Annotated in this window: 15 protein-coding genes; 10 read left to right on the forward strand and 5 right to left on the reverse strand. The window is 61.0% G+C overall.

The features are described 5' to 3' along the window. Positions 1–44 precede the first annotated feature (44 nt). A complete protein-coding gene (kdgR, locus tag FHU12_RS10590; RefSeq protein ID WP_089194667.1) occupies positions 45–836 on the reverse strand; it encodes a DNA-binding transcriptional regulator KdgR in 792 nt (263 codons plus the stop codon). Between the two features lie 231 nt (positions 837–1,067). Here kdgR and FHU12_RS10595 point away from each other — a divergent pair, with 231 nt between their 5' ends. After that, positions 1,068–2,462: an MFS transporter gene (locus tag FHU12_RS10595; protein ID WP_141969196.1), complete on the forward strand. Its 1,395-nt coding sequence runs from the start codon at positions 1,068–1,070 to the stop codon at positions 2,460–2,462. A gap of 51 nt (positions 2,463–2,513) precedes the next feature. On the opposite strand, the gene htpX is transcribed toward FHU12_RS10595, so the two are convergent. Continuing rightward, positions 2,514–3,398 (reverse strand): protease HtpX, encoded by an 885-nt coding sequence (htpX, locus tag FHU12_RS10600; RefSeq protein ID WP_016927998.1) that lies wholly within the window; start codon positions 3,396–3,398, stop codon positions 2,514–2,516. Between the two features lie 370 nt (positions 3,399–3,768). On the opposite strand from htpX, the gene FHU12_RS10605 reads away from it, so the two are divergent. From FHU12_RS10605 to FHU12_RS10630, 6 genes are read left to right on the forward strand one after another with little or no spacing between them, the layout of a single operon-like run. Then, positions 3,769–4,860, forward strand: coding sequence for an ABC transporter substrate-binding protein (locus FHU12_RS10605; RefSeq protein ID WP_141969198.1), 1,092 nt, complete (start codon positions 3,769–3,771; stop codon positions 4,858–4,860). Between the two features lie 2 nt (positions 4,861–4,862). Further along, positions 4,863–5,903 carry a FecCD family ABC transporter permease gene (locus FHU12_RS10610; RefSeq protein ID WP_141969200.1) on the forward strand — a complete coding sequence of 347 codons (1,041 nt, stop codon included), beginning with the start codon at positions 4,863–4,865 and terminating at the stop codon, positions 5,901–5,903. After that, positions 5,900–6,685, forward strand: coding sequence for an ABC transporter ATP-binding protein (locus FHU12_RS10615; RefSeq protein ID WP_141969202.1), 786 nt, complete (start codon positions 5,900–5,902; stop codon positions 6,683–6,685). The genes FHU12_RS10610 and FHU12_RS10615 overlap by 4 nt, the downstream gene beginning before the upstream one ends. Beyond that, entirely contained in the window at positions 6,673–7,470 is a 798-nt protein-coding gene (locus FHU12_RS10620) for a nicotianamine synthase family protein (protein WP_141969204.1), read from the forward strand. The genes FHU12_RS10615 and FHU12_RS10620 overlap by 13 nt, the downstream gene beginning before the upstream one ends. Beyond that, positions 7,463–8,770, forward strand: a complete 1,308-nt coding sequence (locus tag FHU12_RS10625) for an opine metallophore biosynthesis dehydrogenase (RefSeq protein WP_141969206.1) — start codon at positions 7,463–7,465, stop codon at positions 8,768–8,770. Before FHU12_RS10620 ends, FHU12_RS10625 begins: the two co-directional genes overlap by 8 nt. Further along, on the forward strand, positions 8,767–9,612 hold the full coding sequence (locus FHU12_RS10630) for a DMT family transporter (protein ID WP_141969208.1): 846 nt from the start codon (positions 8,767–8,769) through the stop codon (positions 9,610–9,612). The genes FHU12_RS10625 and FHU12_RS10630 overlap by 4 nt, the downstream gene beginning before the upstream one ends. Before the next feature lie 67 nt (positions 9,613–9,679). Here the strand turns inward: FHU12_RS10630 and prc are convergent, their stop codons facing one another. The 3 genes from prc to msrC form a co-directional block, all read right to left on the reverse strand. Next, positions 9,680–11,728, reverse strand: coding sequence for a carboxy terminal-processing peptidase (gene prc, locus FHU12_RS10635; RefSeq protein ID WP_141969210.1), 2,049 nt, complete (start codon positions 11,726–11,728; stop codon positions 9,680–9,682). Positions 11,729–11,747: 19 nt separating this feature from the next. Next, entirely contained in the window at positions 11,748–12,458 is a 711-nt protein-coding gene (gene proQ / locus FHU12_RS10640; protein ID WP_063989661.1) for an RNA chaperone ProQ, read from the reverse strand. Positions 12,459–12,554: 96 nt separating this feature from the next. Beyond that, the gene (msrC, locus tag FHU12_RS10645) at positions 12,555–13,052 is read right to left on the reverse strand and encodes a free L-methionine (R)-S-oxide reductase MsrC (protein WP_141969212.1); all 498 of its coding nucleotides are present in this window, start codon (positions 13,050–13,052) and stop codon (positions 12,555–12,557) included. A 255-nt stretch (positions 13,053–13,307) separates the two neighbouring features. Between msrC and yebS the strand changes: the two genes are divergently transcribed. The 3 genes from yebS (at position 13,308) to rsmF (ending at position 18,693) form a co-directional block, all read left to right on the forward strand. Beyond that, positions 13,308–14,555, forward strand: coding sequence for a membrane integrity lipid transport subunit YebS (yebS, locus tag FHU12_RS10650; RefSeq protein WP_141969214.1), 1,248 nt, complete (start codon positions 13,308–13,310; stop codon positions 14,553–14,555). Continuing rightward, positions 14,524–17,154, forward strand: coding sequence for a PqiB family protein (locus FHU12_RS10655; protein ID WP_141969216.1), 2,631 nt, complete (start codon positions 14,524–14,526; stop codon positions 17,152–17,154). Before yebS ends, FHU12_RS10655 begins: the two co-directional genes overlap by 32 nt. 102 nt (positions 17,155–17,256) lie before the next feature. Beyond that, the gene (gene rsmF / locus FHU12_RS10660; RefSeq protein ID WP_141969218.1) at positions 17,257–18,693 is read left to right on the forward strand and encodes a 16S rRNA (cytosine(1407)-C(5))-methyltransferase RsmF; all 1,437 of its coding nucleotides are present in this window, start codon (positions 17,257–17,259) and stop codon (positions 18,691–18,693) included. The last annotated feature ends 194 nt before the right edge of the window (positions 18,694–18,887 follow it).

An 18,887-nucleotide genomic window follows, 5' to 3' on the forward strand; every position in this document is an offset into this window, starting at 1 on the left:
AAAAGGCGCTGCCATGGCAGCGCCTGATTCTTCGACGTGAAGGGTCAGAACGGGTAGTCGTGATAGCCCTGCTGTTCACTGATGCGCCGGGCGGCGACGTGCAGCAGCGCCACATACTCCTTCCGCGCCGCGTCGGAAAAGCGCAGCGTCGGGAAAGAAATGCTCAGCCCGGCGATCGCCACCCCGAACCGATCGAAGACCGGCACCGCAATGCAGCGGATCCCTACCTCCTGTTCCTCGGCATCTTCGCCGTATCCCTGCTCACGCACCCGTTCCAGCACCGGCAACAGCTCGGCGGCGCTGGCCAGGGTATGCTCAGTGCTGCGGGTAAATTCAATCTGCGACAGGATCTGCGCCACCTCATCCCGATCGCGCCAGGCCAACAGCACTTTACCGATGGCGGTGCTGTGCAGCGGGTTGCGGCGGCCGATGCGCGAATACATGCGCAGGTTATACATCGCGTCTATCTTGTGGATGTAGACGATGCCATCTTCATCCAGGGCACCAAGGTGGATGGTTTCGCGGGTATGATTCGACAGTTCGCGCATCTGCACGTCGGCGCTGCGGATCAGATCGACGTTCTGCAACGATTTGGCACCCAGCTCGAACAGCTTGAGCGTCAGCGCATACTTTTCCGTCTCCCCTTCCTGCGAGACGTAGCCCAGCGCTTTCATGGTCTGCAGAAAACGGTAGACGGTGCTTTTAGACATCATCACCCGCTGGGACAGTTCGGTAATGCCAATCTCGCGCTCATCGCCGAGCGCCTGCAAAATGCCGAACACTTTCATCACGGATGAGACGGCATCCGGCTGCTTGTCTGAATCTGCGTTAGCCATGGTGCATACCCTACTTAACGGTTTTGTTTCAGGAAATTTAAACAAGGGTTTCAGTATAATCGGAACAGATCGCGACGCGCAACGCACATGAATGCTAAGTGATTGAAGCCAATTGGATAACCGCCGACCTGCTCATCGCCGTTTACAATTAAGCAGACAAGGGGCATGCAATCGCAGGCGATTATGATTAGCATGATAATACTCCCCTGAATAAACACCGCTGAGACCAACATGCGTCCTTGTTCCGACGGCCTCCCCGTCCCGCAACGCTATGGGGCGATCCTCGCGATCGCCCTCGGCATTACCGTATCCGTACTCGACGGCGCGATAGCCAACGTAGCGCTGCCCACCATCGCGCGCGATCTCAACGCCAGCCCGGCCAGTTCCATCTGGGTGGTCAACGCCTATCAGTTGGCGATCACCGTGTCTCTGCTGTCGCTGGCGTCACTCGGCGATCTGGTTGGCTACCGCCGCATCTATCAGGCCGGGTTGCTGGTGTTCAGCATTACCTCACTGTTCTGCGCCCTGTCCGACTCGCTGCTTACGCTGACCATCGCCCGCGTGCTGCAAGGCTTTGGGGCCGCCGCTATCATGAGCGTCAACACCGCGCTGATCCGCATCATCTATCCGCAGCGTTTTCTCGGCCGCGGCATGGGTATCAACTCGCTGATCGTCGCCTGCTCCTCGGCGGCCGGGCCAACGGTGGCGGCGGCGATCCTGTCGGTCGCATCCTGGCAATGGCTGTTCGCCATCAACCTGCCGATCGGCATCGTCGCGCTGCTGCTGGGGATGAAATTCCTGCCGGCCAACAGCCAAAAAAGCGATAACCGCCGTTTCGATCCCACCAGCGCCGTGCTGAACGCGCTGACCTTCGGCCTGCTGATCACCGCCATCAGCGGCTTCGCCCAGGGCCAAAGCCTGACGCTGATCTTCAGCGAGATCGCCGCGCTGCTGGCGATTGGCGCGGTGTTCGTGCGCCGTCAGCTGCGTCAGGAATTCCCGCTGCTGCCGGTCGACCTGCTGCGCATCCCGATCTTCGCCCTGTCGATGGGCACCTCAATCTGCTCATTTGCTGCGCAAATGCTGGCGATGGTGTCGCTGCCGTTCTTCCTGCAAAGCGCATTGGGCCGGGACGAAGTAGCGACCGGGTTGCTGCTGACGCCGTGGCCACTGGCGATCGTGGTGATGGCGCCGATCGCCGGCCGGCTGGTGGAGCGCGTGCACGCCGGCCTGCTGGGCTGTATTGGGCTGGCGGTGTTCGCGCTCGGGCTGTTCTCGCTGGCGCTGCTGCCCGCGGCGCCGTCGGATGGGGACATCATCTGGCGCATGGTGCTGTGCGGCGCCGGCTTCGGCCTGTTCCAGTCGCCCAACAACCACACCATCATCTCCGCCGCGCCGCGCAACCGCAGCGGCGGCGCCAGCGGCATGCTGGGCACCGCGCGCCTGCTGGGGCAAACCTCGGGGGCCGCGCTGGTGGCGCTGATGTTCAACCTGTTCCCCACCTCCGGCACGCACGCTTCGCTGATCCTGGCCGGCGTGTTCGCCACCCTGGCGGCGGCGGTCAGCAGCCTGCGCATCACCCAATCGACGGCGCAAACGGCGCAGCCAAGCCGCGAGGTGAAATAGCGGACATAAAAAAACCCCGGCAAGCCGGGGTTTTTCCTTTCATTCAGCCGATTACTTCAGGTACTGGCCGGAACGCAGCGCTTCGATGCGCTTGTCGAGCGGCGGGTGCGACATGAACAGCTCGCTGAACGACTTGGATTTACCGTTGATGCAGAACGCCATCATGCTGCCCGCTTCCTGCGGTTCGTAGCTGGTTTTCAGACGCTGCAAGGCGGCGATCATCTTCTCGCGGCCCACCAGCTTGGCGGAGCCGGCGTCGGCGTAGAACTCACGGTGACGCGAGAACCACATGGTGATGATGCTTGCCAGGATGCCGAACACCAGTTCCAGCACCATCGACACCGCGAAGTAAATCATCGGGTTGCCGTTGCCTTCCCCTTCGCCATCACCGTCGCGGTTGCCGAGAAAACCGGCGGCGACCTGCGCGATCAGGCGCGAAATGAAGATGACGAAGGTGTTCACGATGCCCTGAATCAGGGTCATGGTCACCATATCGCCGTTGGCGACGTGGCTGATTTCGTGCGCGATGACCGCTTCCGCTTCGTCGCGGCTCATGCTCTGCAGCAGGCCGGTGCTGACGGCGACCAGCGAGGCGTCGCGGCGTGCGCCGGTGGCGAAGGCGTTGATGTCCGGCGCGTGATAGATAGCGACCTGCGGCATGGCGATGCCCGCCTGCTGCGACTGACGGCGTACCGTTTCCAACAGCCAGTTTTCGGTTTCGTTACGCGGTTGTTCAATCACTTCCCCGCCGACGGAGCGCAGCGCCATCCACTTGGACATCAGCAACGACACGAAAGCGCCGCCGAAGCCGAACAGACCGGCCATGATCATCAGGCCCTGAACGCTACTGGATTGGATTCCTGTCAGGCTGAGCACCAGCCCGAAAACCAACATCACCGCCAGGTTGGTGAGCAGGAACAGAGCTATACGCATCATAAAATGTTTACTTCCTCATAAATGTTAACAAAACGCTGTCTAAGATACCCTAGATCGTATGGGCATTCGTCACAGTTTCAAGAGTCGCGCGTCATTAACCTACTAAAAATACGAAACTTTACAAAAACGACGCGCGACCGGGATTTGGCAAATTGTAAACGATTGTTGCGCAAGGCGGAGGGATTTCTCAGAAAAAATTCCTGGCCCACGCAAAATGACGTCGAGAAAAATTGCCCGCACACTTTTTATGGCCGCCAGGCCCTCACCGCCTTCGCTCACGCAGCGCTCGCCTCGCCTGACAGGAAAGTTTGAACCCCGCGATTAATTGTTACATTATAACATCACAATTAATCGTAAAGGGATGTCAATCATGTTACCTCGCTTGGTCTGTCTGCTGACTGCGTGGCTGCTCTTTTGCCACGTCGCGCAAGCTGAAATCCACCTCACCGACGCAGAAGGACGTCAGGTCACCCTGGCCGCCCCCGCACAACGCGCCTATATCGGCTTTTACTACGAAGATTTTCTGGCGGTGAACGGCCCGGACAGTTTTCAACAGGTGGCCGCCTTCTCTAAAAGCGACTGGGCCTTGCGCACCAGCCAATGGCCGCGTTATCAGGCGGCTCTGCCGCGGCTCGCTCAGCTGGTCGATGTCGGTTCGCTCTACAATCAGAGCTTTGACTTCGAACGCCTGCTGACCACGCGGCCAGACCTGCTGATCCTGGCGAAATGGCAGCTCGACGGCTTCGCCAACTACCTGCCGGTGCTGCAACAGCTCAACATCCCTTACATCGTCGTCGACTTCAACCAGGGTGCGGAAGTCAAACTCGCCAGCATTCGGGCCATGGGTCAGGCGATGGGTCACCCCGAGCGGGCGGAACGGCTGGCCAGCGAGTATCGGCAGAGCCTTGAAGATACTCAACGGCGTATTCGCGAGGCGCAGCTGCCGCCACCGACCGCTTATATCGAACTCGGCGACAAGGGGCCCGGCGAATACAGCAGCAGTTATGGTGCCTCCGTTTGGGGGCCGCTGTTACAGCTGGCCGGCGCCCGCAATATCGCCGCCGGCGTCGTCGGTAGCCCCGCGCCTTTACGCGCCGACTATGTGCTGACCCAAAAGCCGGGCGTCATTTTTCTCGCCGGCGGCGACTGGGAAAACATGCCAAACGCCGTACCGATGGGCTACGGCGCACAGGCTGCCCCCCTTCAGGCACGCCTCGCTCAGTACGCCCGGCGTGCCGGATGGCCGCAGCTGCCGGCGGTAAAAGACCAACGCCTCTATGCGCTCTACCATGGCGGCGCGCGCACGATTTACGACTTCATTTTTGTTCAGTATCTGGCGAAAGCGCTCTATCCCGCCGCGTTTGCCGATGTCGATCCCGCGCGCAATCTGGCGCAGTTCTACCGCCAATATTTACCGATAGAGGCAGACGGCGTCTTCCTGCAACGCTGGCAAGGAGAGTAACCGTGGTTCACACAGGACGTGCGTTTTTGCAACGGCGCAGACTGCGCCGCGGGTTATTGACGCTGGCGCTGCTCGGCGCGCTGTTGGCGGCCGCCGTCATCGATCTGACCGTCGGTGCCGCCCACCTAAGCCTCACGGATATCGTGCGGATGCTCTGGCCCGGCTCCGCGCCAGGCAACGAGCTGCATCAGGTGGTTTTCTGGTCGATTCGCTTGCCGATGACGCTCACCGCGTTGGTCGTCGGCGCCAGCCTGGCGCTGGCCGGTTTGTTGATGCAGACCGTGCTGGCCAACCCCCTCGCCAGCCCCTATACGCTGGGGATCTCTGCCGCGGCGGGGTTTGGCGCGGCGCTGTCGATCATCACCGGATTCAGCCTGGGCGGCGCGCTGGCGCTGGGCACGCCGCTGCTGGCTTCGCTGATGGCGTTGCTCGCCTGCGTGCCTATCTATCTGCTGGGACAGCGCCGCGGCATGACGCCGCAAATTTTGGTGCTGAGCGGCATCGTGGTGCTGTTCTTCTTTCAGTCGCTGCAATCCCTGCTGCTGTTTATAGCCTCGCCGGAAGCCATGCAGCAAATCGTCTTCTGGCTGTTCGGCAGCCTGCTCAAAGCCAATATGCACGGCGTGGCGATCACCGGCGGCGTCCTGTTCTGCGCGCTGGTCGTCAGCCTGCGGCTGGCCTGGCGCCTGACCGCACTGTCCGCCGGCGAAGAACAGGCCCAGGGGCTGGGCATCAACGTCAGCGCGCTGCGCAAGCTGGCCTTTCTGCTGGCGACCTTGCTGACGGCCGCCTCGGTCTCGTTTGTCGGCACCATCGGGTTCGTCGGGCTGATCGCCCCGCATTTCGCCCGTTTTCTGGTGGGCGAGGATCAACGCTATCTGATCTGCATTTCCGCCCTTTGCGGCAGCCTGCTGCTACTGTGCGCGTCGATCGTCGCCAAACTGGTGCTGCCGAACGGCGTAGTGCCCATCGGCATCGTTATCGCCTTAATCGGCGTGCCGGTGCTGTTCTACTTCGTCACCCGACAGGTTAAACGCCCATGACTCAACTGACCCTCACCGGCGTCGGCGTCACGCTGCATCGACGTCAGCTGTTAGCCGACGTTTCATTGGCCTGGCCGGAGGCAAAGCTCGGCGGCATCATCGGCCCCAACGGCGCCGGCAAATCCACGCTGCTCAAAGCAATCAATCGCATGCTGCCGCACAGCGGCGCTATCGCTTACCGCGAGCGCCCGCTCGATCCGAAAACCAGCCGCATCGCCTATGTGCCGCAGCTGAATCGCAGCGAGTCGGCGTTGACCGCGTTTGAAATAGTGCTGCTGGGTAGGGTACGCCAGTTGGGCTGGCGCGTCAGCGCCGCCCAGGCCGACGCGGTCGAACAGGCGCTGGCGGAATGCGGCATTTTGGCGCTTGCCGATCGCCCCTTCAACCGCCTCAGCGGCGGCCAACGGCAGTTGGTGATGCTGGCGCAGGCCTTCGTCTCTCAGCCGCAGCTCATTTTACTCGACGAGCCCACCAGCGCGCTGGACATCCACCATCAGCTGCGCGTGCTCAATCAGATCGCCGACTACAGCCGGCGTCATCGCTGCATCACGCTGCTGGTGATCCACGATCTGGGGCTGGCGCTGCGCTACTGCCATTCTCTCACCTTGCTCGAGCACGGACGCGTCATTTGCCACGGCGACACCCATCAGATGATGGGGCACCCGATGATGTCCCGCGTATTTGGCGTCGGTATCGAAAGCGGCATCAGCCCCCAAGGCTACCCTTTTCTGCTGCCGACACAGCTGTTACACGCACACGGAGAAACCCCATGTACACTCTGACCAAGGCGGACATGCTGGCGCAACTCGCCGGCTTGCAACAGGAAATCCACCAGCTCCACCGTTCCGCCCGGCAAGATCGGCGCCATTTTTCCCTGCTGGAACGGCGCTTCAGCCGCCTGCAGGCCTTTAACGATCTGCCGCAGCTGCAGGCCTATCGCCGCAAGCTGGAAAACGACCGTTTGATAACGGCGCAGATCGCCCAGCTGCGAGCAGTCGCCAATGCCGCTTTGTGCGATTACGAGAAGCATCGCGTTTCGACGCTCTGCCGGGAGCCGGCGCAGGCCAACGCCTACCTGAACAGTTTCGATAGCGCCCTGCAGCTGGAGATCGCCGCCGCCGGCATCAAACCCGGCGAACGGGTGTTGCTGGTGGGCAGCGGCGCCTTGCCCACCACCGCGCTGGCGCTGGTCGCCAGGCTCTCCGCTACCGTCATTTGCTACGATTGCGACCCGGCGGCCCAGCGTTTTGCCCGCCGCCTCACGCGCCATCTGGGGCTGTCACGGCAAATCCCCTGCATCGATAAATTGAACGGCCTGACCGACTGCGACATCGATCACATCATCATCGCCTCTCTGGTGGCGGACAAACAAACCCTGCTGACGCAGCTGCGGCCTTTACTGCCTCAGCGCGGCAAACTGCTGCTGCGCTACGGGAACGGCCTTAAGTCGATCTTCAACTGCCCTTATCACCATCTGGCTGACAGTTCACCCTGGCGCGTCAGCGGTAAACCGGTTGCCACCCCGCTGTACGACCTCTTGATTTTGGAGTCTCATCGCCATGAATAACGCCTTTCCTACCCTGATCCTCGGCGCCGGTCCGGCGGCGATCCAATTGGCTGCGGATATCCAGGCCACGGCCGACACGCGCATCGGCCTGTACAATCGCGCCAGCGAGAAAGGGCAACGCCTGAAGGCGCATCTGGCGCACACGCCCACTCTATCTCTGGAAGGCGTCGGCAAGGCGCAGCAGACCCAGCGCGATGTGCAGGTGACGATAGCCAGCTACTGTGACGATCTGTCGCTCATCGGCGGCGACTGGCAACGGCTGATCCTCGCCGTGCCCACCGACCACTATTACGACGTGTTGCGGCAGGTGCCGTGGGCTACCTTGCCCCACCTGCGTTCGTTGATCCTGCTTTCCCCGTCCATCGGCTCCGGCCTGATGGTGCAAAACCTGCTGCAGGCGGCCGGCCAATCCCACGTCGGAATCATCAGTCTGTCCAGTTATTACGCCGACACCAAATATCAGGATGCGGCGCAGCCCTACCGTGCCTATACCAAGGCCTTTAAACAGCGGATCTATCTCGCGGCCCAAAGCCCGGCGTCAGACGGCGCCGAACTCGACTGGATCTGTTCGGTGCTGGCGCATCACGCTATCGACGCCCGGCGCTGCGACAGCCTGCTGGCCGCCGAGCGCTTCAGCATCACCAACTATGTTCATCCGCCGCTGGCGCTGGCCGACACCACGCTGCAGGCGATATTCCAGCCGCAGGCACCGGTGCAATACCTGTATAAAACCCACCCCGAGGGCCCCATCTGCCCCGAGGTGATCGCTGATATGCTCGAACTGTCGGAGGATTACAAAAGGCTGCTCAACCATCTCGGCGTCGAGGGCATCAACCTGCTGCGCTTTTTGAACGACGACAGCTACCCGGTTCCCTCCCGCATGGTGAGCCGCCGCTGGATTGACCATTTCCCGCAGCTCGCGCCGGCGGAGCAACGCTATGCGCTGTTTACGCGCTATACCGCGCTGCTGGTCGATCCCTATTCCGAACCGGACGCGCAGGGCCGCTACTATGATTTTTCCGCCGTCAGGGTCGCCCGCGTCTTTCAAGATGCGCAGGGGCTATGGCGGCTACCGCGCGTGCCGCAAGAGGACGTGCGCAAACTGCGCGTTCTGGTCTTGCTGGCGGAACGGCTTGGCGTCGAGATGCCCGCCGCCCAGCGCCTGTTGGCGCGCTTTCAGCAGGCGCTGCAGAGCTTCGTCACGCGGATCGGCGCCGAACATTGCCATCATTCGTTGCTGGACGATACCTGCGACGAACAGGCGGCCATCACCTACCGTCAGTGGCGGGGGCAAGCATGAATCAGGGTGCGCTGCTGGCCATTTTCGCCTCGCTGATTTTCAGCGTCATGAATGCGCTGGTCAAAACCATCGCCGACGACATCCCCACCGGGGAAATCGTGTTCTTTCGCAGCAGCATCGGCTGCCTGCTGGTTCTGCTGCTGATGTATCGCCACGGCGTCGCCTTCAGCCGCGAAGACCGGCCGCTGCTGGTATTACGAGGCACTATGGGCGGACTGTATCTCATCTGTTATTTTTACAGCATCGCCCACCTCACGCTGGCCGACGCCAGCATGCTGGCCTACCTGTCGCCGTTTTTCTCCATTCTGCTCTCCTTGCTGGTGCTGCGTGAACGGATCAGCGCCAACACCGCATTTTGGCTGGCGCTGGTCATCATCGGCGCCGTGCTGCTGGTGCGGCCGTGGCACTTCTCGGCCTATACCCTGGCATCGCTGGTGGGCGTGATGAGCGCGGTATTCGCCTCGATCGCCTATCTGTCGGTCAACAAGCTCAGCAAGCGCCACCACAACTACGAGATCGTGTTCTATTTCCTGTTTATCGCAACGCTGATTTCGCTGCCGCTGATGTGGAACGCCTTCGTCTGGCCCAATGCCTACCAATTTGCCATCCTGCTCGCCATCGCCCTGGTGTCGCTGTTGGGACAGGTCGTCTTAACCCAGGCCTTTTCCTCCGATAACCTGATCGTGGTTTCGGTGGTGCGCTATATCGGCATCGTTTTCAATATCGCCTGGGGCTGGCTGTTCTGGCACGAAGTTCCGCTGTTGCTGTCGCTGATCGGTTGCCTGCTGGTGGTGGTTTCCTGCATCCAGCTCGGGCTGCGCCACCGCAAGAAAGCCGTCTGAGCAGCACGTAACGCGGCCATAAAAAAACGCACCCGAGGGTGCGTTTTTCATCCTGCCTGACGCGGCCTTATTTGGCCGACGTTGGCTGCTGAGCGGGCTGATCTTTTTCCAGATGGGCCAGGTCCAGCGCGATATGCACGGTTTCATCCAGGTACGGATCCGGTTCCTGGTAATCCTTCGGCAGATCGTCGAGCGATTTCAGCGGCTTCTTGCCCACGCGTTCCAGGCGCTCGTTGATGCGTTTCAGACGGGTCGCATCGTCATCATGGTTCTCTTTCTCGCGTACCGCCAGATTGAGAGACACGATGTTGCGTTTATCCTTCAGCGCCTTGTAATGCGCGATATCCTGCGCGATGTACTGGAACTCCGGATTTTGCGCAATACGCTGCTGGTGATCTTTCAGCAGCTCCGGCTCGAACGGCGTCAGATCGCCGGTCTTGCTGTAGGTCGCCGCATTGATGCTGTCCCACGGCATGGCGTTGTCTTCAAACGCTTCGCCGGTTTCCGCCGGATCGACACCGGTCGGCATCAGAATATCCGGCGTCACGCCCTTGCGCTGGGTGCTGCCGCCATTGACGCGGTAGAACTTCTGAATGGTGTACTGCACCGAACCGAGCGCCGGCCACTCAGGGCGCAGCATCTGGTCGTAGATGCGGTTCAGCGAACGGTACTGCTGCACGGTGCCTTTCCCGAAGGTCGGTTCGCCGACGATCAGCGCGCGGCCGTAGTCCTGCATCGCCGCCGCGAAGATCTCGGAGGCGGAGGCGCTGAAGCGATCGACCAACACCACCAGCGGACCTTTGTAGTAAGTTACGCCATCGGTGTCGGCGTCTTCACGCACTTTGCCGTTGTTGTCGCGCACCTGTACCACCGGGCCGCTCGGAATGAACAGGCCGGACAGCGACACCGCTTCGGTCAGCGCGCCGCCGCCGTTGGTACGCAGGTCGATGATCACGCTCTTGACGTTCTGCTTGGCCATCTTCTGCAGCTGCACTTTCACGTCATCGGTCAGACCGACGTAGAAGCCTGGGATGTCGAACACCGCCACCTTCTCTTTGCCGACGGTCTTGATGGTCATTTTCACCGCGCGGTCTTCCAGACGGATGCGCTCGCGGGTCAAGGTGACCACGCGGGTTTTGGTGCCCTTGCCGGCCGGCAGGACTTCCAGGCGCACCTTGCTGCCTTTCGGCCCTTTGATCAACGACACCACATCGTCAAGACGCCAGCCGATCACGTCCACCATCGGTTTGCCGGCCTGGCCGACGCCGACGATGCGATCGCCCACGGTGATCGCCTTGCTCTTCGCCGCCGGACCGCCCGGCACCATCGAGTTGATCAGGGTGTAGTCGTCATCCATCTGCAGCACCGCGCCGATGCCTTCCAGCGACAGGCTCATCTCGGTGTTGAACTGCTCGGTATTGCGCGGAGACAGATAGTTGGTGTGCGGATCGATTTCATGCGCAAAGGCATTCATCGCCAGCTGGAAGACGTCTTCGCTGTTGCTTTGCGTCAGGCGCTTGATGGCGAACTGATAACGCTTGGTCAGCGTGTCGCGGATTTCTTTGTCGGTCTTGCCGGTCAGCTTGAGGTTCAGCTCGTCATAGGTGACTTTCGCATCCCACAGGCTATCCAGTTCGGCCTTGTCTTTCGGCCACGGCGCTTTGCTGCGGTCGAGATCGATAGTGCCATTGCCGGTAAAGTTCATCGGCTTTTCCAGCAATGACAACGCATAGGTGTAACGCTCAAAGCGGCGTTTCTGCGCCAGATTGAACAGCGCGTAGAAGGTGTCCAGCTTGCCGGTTTTCAGCTCTTCGCCAACCTGATTGCGTTTGCCGGCGAACTGCGCCACGTCGGAGGCCAGCAGCACGTTATGGTTGTAGTCCAGCATGTTCAGGTAGCGATCGAAGATCTTGCCTGAAAACTCCGCATCGAGGGCAAACTGGCGGTAATGAGAGCGAGTGAAGCGCGAGGTAACGCGCTCACTCACCGTAGCGTGCTGGGGTTCCTGTTGCAGTTGGGGCAGTTGGCCGATGCGGATGTTGGCTGTTTCCGCGCCGTAACTGACACCCGCCCACAGCAGCCCTGCAATCGCTGTTAATCTGACGAATTTGTTCATGCCTTGGTTGGCCTCCGTATCAGAACTGCAAGTGTTCTGCGCGCACAATCATCGCCAGACCGGAAGAGAGCTGCACACGTACGCCATCTTTAGCGATTTCGAGTACGGTAGCATCCATCGCGCTCTTGCCTGCTCTGACTTTGATTTCCTGGCCAATTTGCAGTTTAGAGATATCCGTGACTGGCGCATAACGCGGCTGGCTTTCCTCTTTTGCTTCACGAGGTTGGCGAGCGGGCTGTGGGCGAGTTTGTGGGCGCGGCTTGCGGTTTTCCGGCGCGGCTCCGCCTTCGCGACGTGCAGCAGGCTTTTTACCAGCTGGACGCGGACGGCGCGGAGCGGCATCGGCGGATTCGCCGGCGGCTTCACGTTTTTTGGCGTTTTGTTCGGCACGCTGTGCCTGAACGCGCGCTTTGGCTTCTTCAAGCTGCTGGCGAGCATGATCGACATGCTGCTGCTCAAGTTCACCGCACGGATTGCCGTCCAGATCGACGCGCTGTGCGCCAACCTTGACACCGTACAGATAACGCCAGCTTGAGGTATATAGGCGCAGGGCAGAACGCAATTGCGTTTTGCTGAGATTCTCTTCCCCCTGCACGCGCTCTACCAAATCCTGAAAAATACCGATTTTCAGCGGACGAGCTTCGCCTTCGGCGCTAAAGCAGAGCGGAAAACGCTCGGCAAGAAAAGCAATGACTTCTTTACTAGAGTTCAACTTAGGTTGATTTTCCATGAAATTTCCTGATTACAACGGTATTGCCAACAAGCCACAGGCATGAACAGGCGTCATTATAATGACGCCATCGGTAATTGCCACGTTAACCGTCGATCAACTTGCCGCTACAGTCACATATTTCGCACTGTCGCACTGTTCCAGTTGCTCACAAAGCCCCGTCACCACTGCTTTCAGGCCCGCTTCATCCTGTTCGTCGAAGCGTTGATAAACCGTGCTGTCGATATCCAAAACGCCGATCGTCCGGCCGCCAACCGCCAACGGCAGCACGATTTCCGCATTGCTGGCCGCATCGCAGGCGATATGGCCCGGGAACGCATGCACGTCGCCGACGCGCTGCACGCGATTTTCCGCTACCGCCGTGCCGCACACGCCCTTGCCCACCGGGATGCGCACGCAGGCGATCTTGCCCTGGAACGGCCCCAGCACCAACTGGTCGCCCTCCATCAGATAGAAACCGACCCAGTTCACGTCATCCAGGCGCTCGTTGATCAACGCGCTGGCGTTGGACAGCGCCGCGATAAAGTTGGTCTCCCCGCCGAGCAACGCGCTCAGGTCACGTTTTAATTCCGCGTAGAATTGTTCTTTTGTCATGTGTTAACCATTGAAACAGTGAAGATGGCCAGAAGCCCAAAGCTTAGGCTCTATAAAATAAGCATTAAATGCGTATAGCCACAAGGTTAATCATCTGTTGCTTCACAAAACCCTCCCGATCGGGGTATGTTTGCCGCTCAGAATCCCGGTTTACCTCGTTTTACCGTCCGGCGCCCGATCGCCGGTGACGCGGCCGGTTTATTTTTCAGCTACGCTGACACTTCCGGCGGGCTCAAGGGCAGCGACTTGTCAAAAATGAAAATACACGCGATCACCGCCCCCCTTTCCAAAGCGCGCCACCAGCGCTGCTGCGAGTGCGACCTGCTGTTCGTGCTGCCGCCGCTCAGCGGCAATCAGGCCGCCTATTGCCCGCGCTGCAACGCCAAGGTGGTGAACGGCCGCGACTGGTCGATGACGCGCCTGACCGCCATGGCGATCGCCATGCTGCTGCTGATGCCGTTCGCCTTCACCGAACCGCTGATCAGCATCCGCCTGCTCGGCACGCGGATCGACGCCAGTTTGCTGGAAGGCATCTGGCAGATGAGCCGCCAGGGCGATCCGCTTACCGCCAGCATGGTGGCGTTCTGCACCCTCGGCGCCCCGCTGACGCTGGCGCTGTCGCTGCTGTACCTGCGCGTCGGCCACGCGCTCGGCATGAACCTGCGCCCGGTGCTGCTGATGTTGGAGCGGCTGAAAGAGTGGGTGATGCTGGACATCTATCTGATCGGTATGGCGGTGGCGGCGATCAAGGTGCAGGATTACGCCGAAATTCAAGCGGGCAGCGCGCTGATCGCCTACCTGTCGCTCACCCTGCTCAGCATCCTGACGCTGATCCACGCCAACCTTGAGCAGTTGTGGGAGCGTTACTATCCGCAAGAACAACCGGAAGGCCCGCCGGCGGCGCTGCACATTTGCCTGTCTTGCCACTATACCGGCTATCCCGACGCGCGCGGCCGCTGCCCGCGCTGCCACGTGCCGATGTGCCACCGCCAGCCCTACAGCCTGCAGAAAACCTGGGCGGCGCTGATCGCCGCGATGATCCTGTTGATACCGGCCAACCTGCTGCCGATTTCCATCATTTACGCCAACGGCGTACGGCTCGAAGACACCATCTTCTCCGGCGTGGTCTCGCTGGCCACCTCCGGCAACGTGCCGATCGCCGCTATCGTGTTCATCGCCAGCGTGCTGGTGCCCTTTACCAAGGTGATTGTGCTGATCACGCTGCTGTTCAGTATCCATTTCAAAACCTCGCACAGCCTGAAAACGCGCATTCGTCTGCTGCGCCTGGTCACCTGGATCGGCCGCTGGTCGATGCTCGATCTGTTCGTTATCGCCTTGATGATGTCGCTGGTAAACCGCGACCAGCTGTTATCTTTTACTATGGGACCGGCCGCGTTTTACTTTGGCTCGGCGGTCATTTTGACTATTCTTGCCGTTGAGTGGCTGGATAGCCGATTGATTTGGGATGCACATGCAACAGGAAACGCCGACTACACCGACTGAAGCGCGGGTTAAGAACAAACGCCGCATTTCACCGTTCTGGTTACTGCCGTTCATCGCCCTGCTGATCGCCGGGTGGCTGGTCTATAACAATTTCCAGGAACGCGGCACCACCGTCACCATCGATTTCCAATCGGCGGCGGGCATCGTCGCCGGCCGCACGCCGGTGCGCTACCAGGGCGTTGAGGTCGGCACGGTGCAAAAAATCAGCCTGAGCAAAGATCTGCGCAGCATCGTGGTGGAAGCCAGCATCAAAAGCGATCTGGAAGACTCGCTGCGCGAAGGCACCCAGTTCTGGCTGGTGACGCCCAAAGCCTCGCTGGCCGGGGTCTCCGGGCTCGATGCGCTGGTCGGCGGCAACTATATCGGCATGATGCCCGGCAGCGGCAAGGCGCAAACCCACTTCGCCGCGCTCGATACTCAGCCGAAATACCGTCTGAACACCGGCGAACTGATGATTCACCTGCACGCCGACGATCTGGGCTCGCTCAACAGCGGCTCGTTGGTCTACTACCGCAAAATCCCGGTCGGCAAGGTGTACGACTACACCATCAGCGAAGGCAATAAGGGCGTGACCATCGACGTGCTGATCGACCGCCGCTTCGCCCATCTGGTGAAAAACAACAGCCGCTTCTGGAACGTCTCCGGCTTCAAAGGCGATTTCAGCCTGTCCGGCGCGACGGTACAGATGGAGAGCCTGGCGGCGCTGGTCAACGGCGCCATCGCCTTCGATTCACCGGCCGATGGTCAGCAGGCCAAGGGCGATCAGAGCTATTCCCTGTATCCTGATTTGGCCCACAGCCAGCGCGGCGTCAATATCCTGCTGGATTTGCCGAGCGGCAACAGCCTGAGTGAAAACCGCACGCCGCTGATGTACCAGGGGCTGCAGGTCGGCACCCTGACCAAGCTGACGTTGCAGCAGGACAGCAAAGTGGTCGGTGAACTGACCATCGATCCTTCGGTGGTCGATTTGATGCGCAGCGGCACCCGCATCGTGATGCGCAGCCCGCGCATCAGCCTCAACGACGCCAAGCTCAGTCAGCTGCTGACCGGCACCACGCTGGAGCTGGTGCCGGGTGAAGGCGAGCCGCAGCAGCGCTTCAACGTGCTGGACAGCAGCGAAACGCTGTTGCAACAGCCGGGCGTGCTGACCGTCACGCTGAATGCGCCACAAAGCTACGGCATCGACGTCGGGCAGCCGCTGGTGGTGCACGGCGTGAAAGTCGGCCAGATCCTGAGCCGCACCCTGACCGCCGGCGGCGTGGTGTTCACCGCCGCCATCGACGCCCAATACCGCGGCCTGCTGCACAAAGACAGCAAGTTCGTGGTCAACAGCCGCCTCGACGTCAAGCTGGGCATCGACGGCATGGAAGTGCTCGGCGCCAGCGCCCAGGAATGGGTAGACGGCGGCGTGCGCATTATTCCGGGCAGCAAGGGGGAACCGGGCGGCCAATACCCGCTGTATGCCAACAGCGAGAAAGCCGAGGCAGGCATCGTCGGTAACGCCCCGGCCACCACCTTGACCCTCAGCGCCACCAGCCTGCCGGACGTGCAGGCCGGTTCGGTGGTGCTGTATCGCAAATTCCAGGTGGGCGAGATCGTTAACGTTCGGCCGAAGGCCAACGAGTTTGAGGTGGACGTCTACATCAGCCCGGAATACCGCAAGCTGCTGACCCGCGAAAGCATCTTCTGGGCCGAAGGCGGCGCCAAGGTGCAGCTCAACGGCAGCGGGCTGACGGTGCAGGCTTCGCCGCTTAACCGCGCGCTGAAAGGCGCCATCAGCTTCGACAACCTGCAGGGCGTGACGCTGAACAAGGGCGCCAACCGCGTGCTGTACGCCAGCGAAACCGCCGCACGCGCGGTGGGCAGCCAAATCACGCTGAAAACCTACGACGCCAGCAAGCTGTCGGCGGGCATGCCGCTGCGCTACCTCGGCATCGACGTCGGCCAGGTGGAGTCGCTGCAGTTGGCGCCGGAGCGCAACGAAGTGTTGGCCAAAGCGGTGCTGTATCCGGAATACGTACAGACCTTCGCACGCCTGGGCAGCCGTTTCTCGATCGTTTCGCCCGAGATCTCCGCCGCCGGCGTCAGCAATCTCGACACCCTGCTCCAGCCTTATATCAACGTGGAGCCGGGGCGCGGCCGCGAGCTGCGCACCTTCGAGCTGCAGCAGGCCAGCATTACAGACTCGCGCTATCTGGACGGCCTGAGCGTGGTGCTCGACGCCGCCGAAACCGGCTCGCTGCAGATCGGCACGCCGGTGCTGTTCCGCGGCGTAGAGGTCGGCACCATCACCGGCTTCTACCTTGGCGCCATGTCAGACCGGGTGCACGTCGCGCTGCGCATCAGCAAGAAGTACCAGCATCTGGTGCGCAACAACAGCGTGTTCTGGCTGGCTTCGGGGTACAACCTGCAGTTCGGCCTGACCGGCGGCGTGATCAAGAGCGGCACCTTCCAGCAGTTCATCCGCGGCGGTATCGCCTTCGCCACGCCGCCGACCATTCCGCTGGCGCCGAAAGCGACGCCGAACAAACACTTCCTGCTGAATCCTGAAGAGCCGAAGGACTGGAAAACCTGGGGCACCGCCATTCCGCGCGATTAAATTTCGCATTTTCTTCAGGGCCCGGCATTGCCGGGCCCTGTTTTTTTCCGCGTTGTGATAAACTCTCGCTCTTATCTTTATTGCACCCTGAGAGTTCGCCCCGTGGCCAAATCCACCGCCGTTTTTCTGCCCCCCGCTTTCCTTGACGCCACCCGCGCCATCATGCCCGCCGAGCTGGCGATGGAAGATTTTATCGCCGCCTGCCAGCGCCCGCTGCGCCGCAGCCTGCGCGTCAACACGCTGAAAATCAGCGTCGCCGACTTCCTGGCGTTGGTGCAGGATTACGACTGGCGACTGGAACCCATCCCCTGGTGCGCGGAAGGGTTCTGGATCGAGCGCGACGATGAAGAACTGCGCCTGGGCAGCGCCGCCGAACACCTGAGCGGCCTGTTCTACATTCAGGAGGCCAGTTCGATGCTGCCGGTCAGCGCGCTGTTCGCGGGCGGCGCGGCACCGAATCGGGTGCTGGACGTGGCGGCGGCGCCAGGCTCCAAAACCACCCAGATCGCCGCGTTGATGGGCAATCAGGGCGGCATCGTCGCCAACGAATACTCCGCCAGCCGGGTAAAAGTGCTGCACGCCAATATCAGCCGCTGCGGCGTGAAGAACACCGCGTTGACCCACTTCGATGGCCGGGTGTTCGGCGCCGCGCTGCCGGAGAGCTTCGACGCCATTCTGCTCGATGCCCCCTGCTCCGGCGAAGGCGTGGTGCGCAAAGATCCGGATGCCATGAGCAACTGGTCGCCACAGAGCGTGGCCGAGATCGCCGCCACCCAGCGCGAACTGATCGACAGCGCGTTTCATGCGTTGGCGCCGGGCGGCGTGATGGTTTACTCCACCTGCACCCTCAATGCGCAGGAAAATCAGCAGGTGGTGCGCTGGCTGCTGGACACCTACGGCGACGCGGTCAGCGTCGAACCGCTGGGCGAGCTGTTTCCCGGCGCTGACAAGGCATTGACCGCTGAAGGCTTCCTGCACGTCTTCCCGCAGATTTACGACAGCGAAGGCTTTTTCGTCGCCCGCCTGCGAAAACAGCACGCCGTAGCGCCGTTGGCGAAGCCGACCTACAAAGTGGGTAAATTCCCGTTCAGCCCGCTGTCCGGCAAAGAGGCGGCGCTGGTCGCCCAAGCCGCCGCCGCATCCGGCTTAACCTGGGGCGATGACAGCCGGCTGTGGGAGCGCGACAAAGAGCTCTGGTTGTTCCCGGCCGAGCTGGAACCGCTGTTCGGTAAAGTGCGCTTCTCACGTATCGGCCTCAAGCTGGCGGAACGTTTCCCGAAAGGTTTCCGCTGGCAGCATGAGGCGGCGATCGCGCTGGCGAGCGCCGGCGGCAAAACGCATTTTGAGTTGGACCCCGCGCTGGCGCAGGAGTGGTATCACGGCCGCGATCTCTACCCGGAGCAGCCGCCGGCCGGCGACGAATGCATCGTCACCTACCAGGGCCAGCCACTGGGCATCGCCAAGCGCATCGGCAGCCGCATCAAGAACAACCTGCCGCGCGAGCTGGTGCGCGACGGCGCGCTGGATTTTCACCTGTAATCGATCCGGTGCCGGGGAGCCGCATTCCCCGGCGCCAAAATAATGCTAATAATATTCCTATCGCCATTCGTTATTATTCTAATCATTTGCAATTTGCACTATTCCGCCTCCCCGCCCGTATTTCTCCGCCGGAAAAGAAAAAAGTTTTTAGCCTTTGATCAAGACAATTTCGCGTTCTTATCCTATTAATTTAA

Source organism: Serratia marcescens (assembly GCF_006715005.1).
GTDB classification, from domain to species: Bacteria; Pseudomonadota; Gammaproteobacteria; order Enterobacterales; family Enterobacteriaceae; genus Serratia; species Serratia montpellierensis.

Coding starts and splice junctions, on each gene's coding strand:
- kdgR (WP_089194667.1), bottom strand. CDS start 836: ATGGCTAACGCAGATTCAGACAAGCAGCCGGATGCCGTCTCATCCGTG.
- FHU12_RS10625 (WP_141969206.1), top strand. CDS start 7,463: ATGAATAACGCCTTTCCTACCCTGATCCTCGGCGCCGGTCCGGCGGCG.
- FHU12_RS10620 (WP_141969204.1), top strand. CDS start 6,673: ATGTACACTCTGACCAAGGCGGACATGCTGGCGCAACTCGCCGGCTTG.
- msrC (WP_141969212.1), bottom strand. CDS start 13,052: ATGACAAAAGAACAATTCTACGCGGAATTAAAACGTGACCTGAGCGCG.
- proQ (WP_063989661.1), bottom strand. CDS start 12,458: ATGGAAAATCAACCTAAGTTGAACTCTAGTAAAGAAGTCATTGCTTTT.
- htpX (WP_016927998.1), bottom strand. CDS start 3,398: ATGATGCGTATAGCTCTGTTCCTGCTCACCAACCTGGCGGTGATGTTG.
- yebS (WP_141969214.1), top strand. CDS start 13,308: ATGAAAATACACGCGATCACCGCCCCCCTTTCCAAAGCGCGCCACCAG.
- FHU12_RS10595 (WP_141969196.1), top strand. CDS start 1,068: ATGCGTCCTTGTTCCGACGGCCTCCCCGTCCCGCAACGCTATGGGGCG.
- prc (WP_141969210.1), bottom strand. CDS start 11,728: ATGAACAAATTCGTCAGATTAACAGCGATTGCAGGGCTGCTGTGGGCG.
- FHU12_RS10605 (WP_141969198.1), top strand. CDS start 3,769: ATGTTACCTCGCTTGGTCTGTCTGCTGACTGCGTGGCTGCTCTTTTGC.
- FHU12_RS10630 (WP_141969208.1), top strand. CDS start 8,767: ATGAATCAGGGTGCGCTGCTGGCCATTTTCGCCTCGCTGATTTTCAGC.
- FHU12_RS10655 (WP_141969216.1), top strand. CDS start 14,524: ATGCAACAGGAAACGCCGACTACACCGACTGAAGCGCGGGTTAAGAAC.
- FHU12_RS10615 (WP_141969202.1), top strand. CDS start 5,900: ATGACTCAACTGACCCTCACCGGCGTCGGCGTCACGCTGCATCGACGT.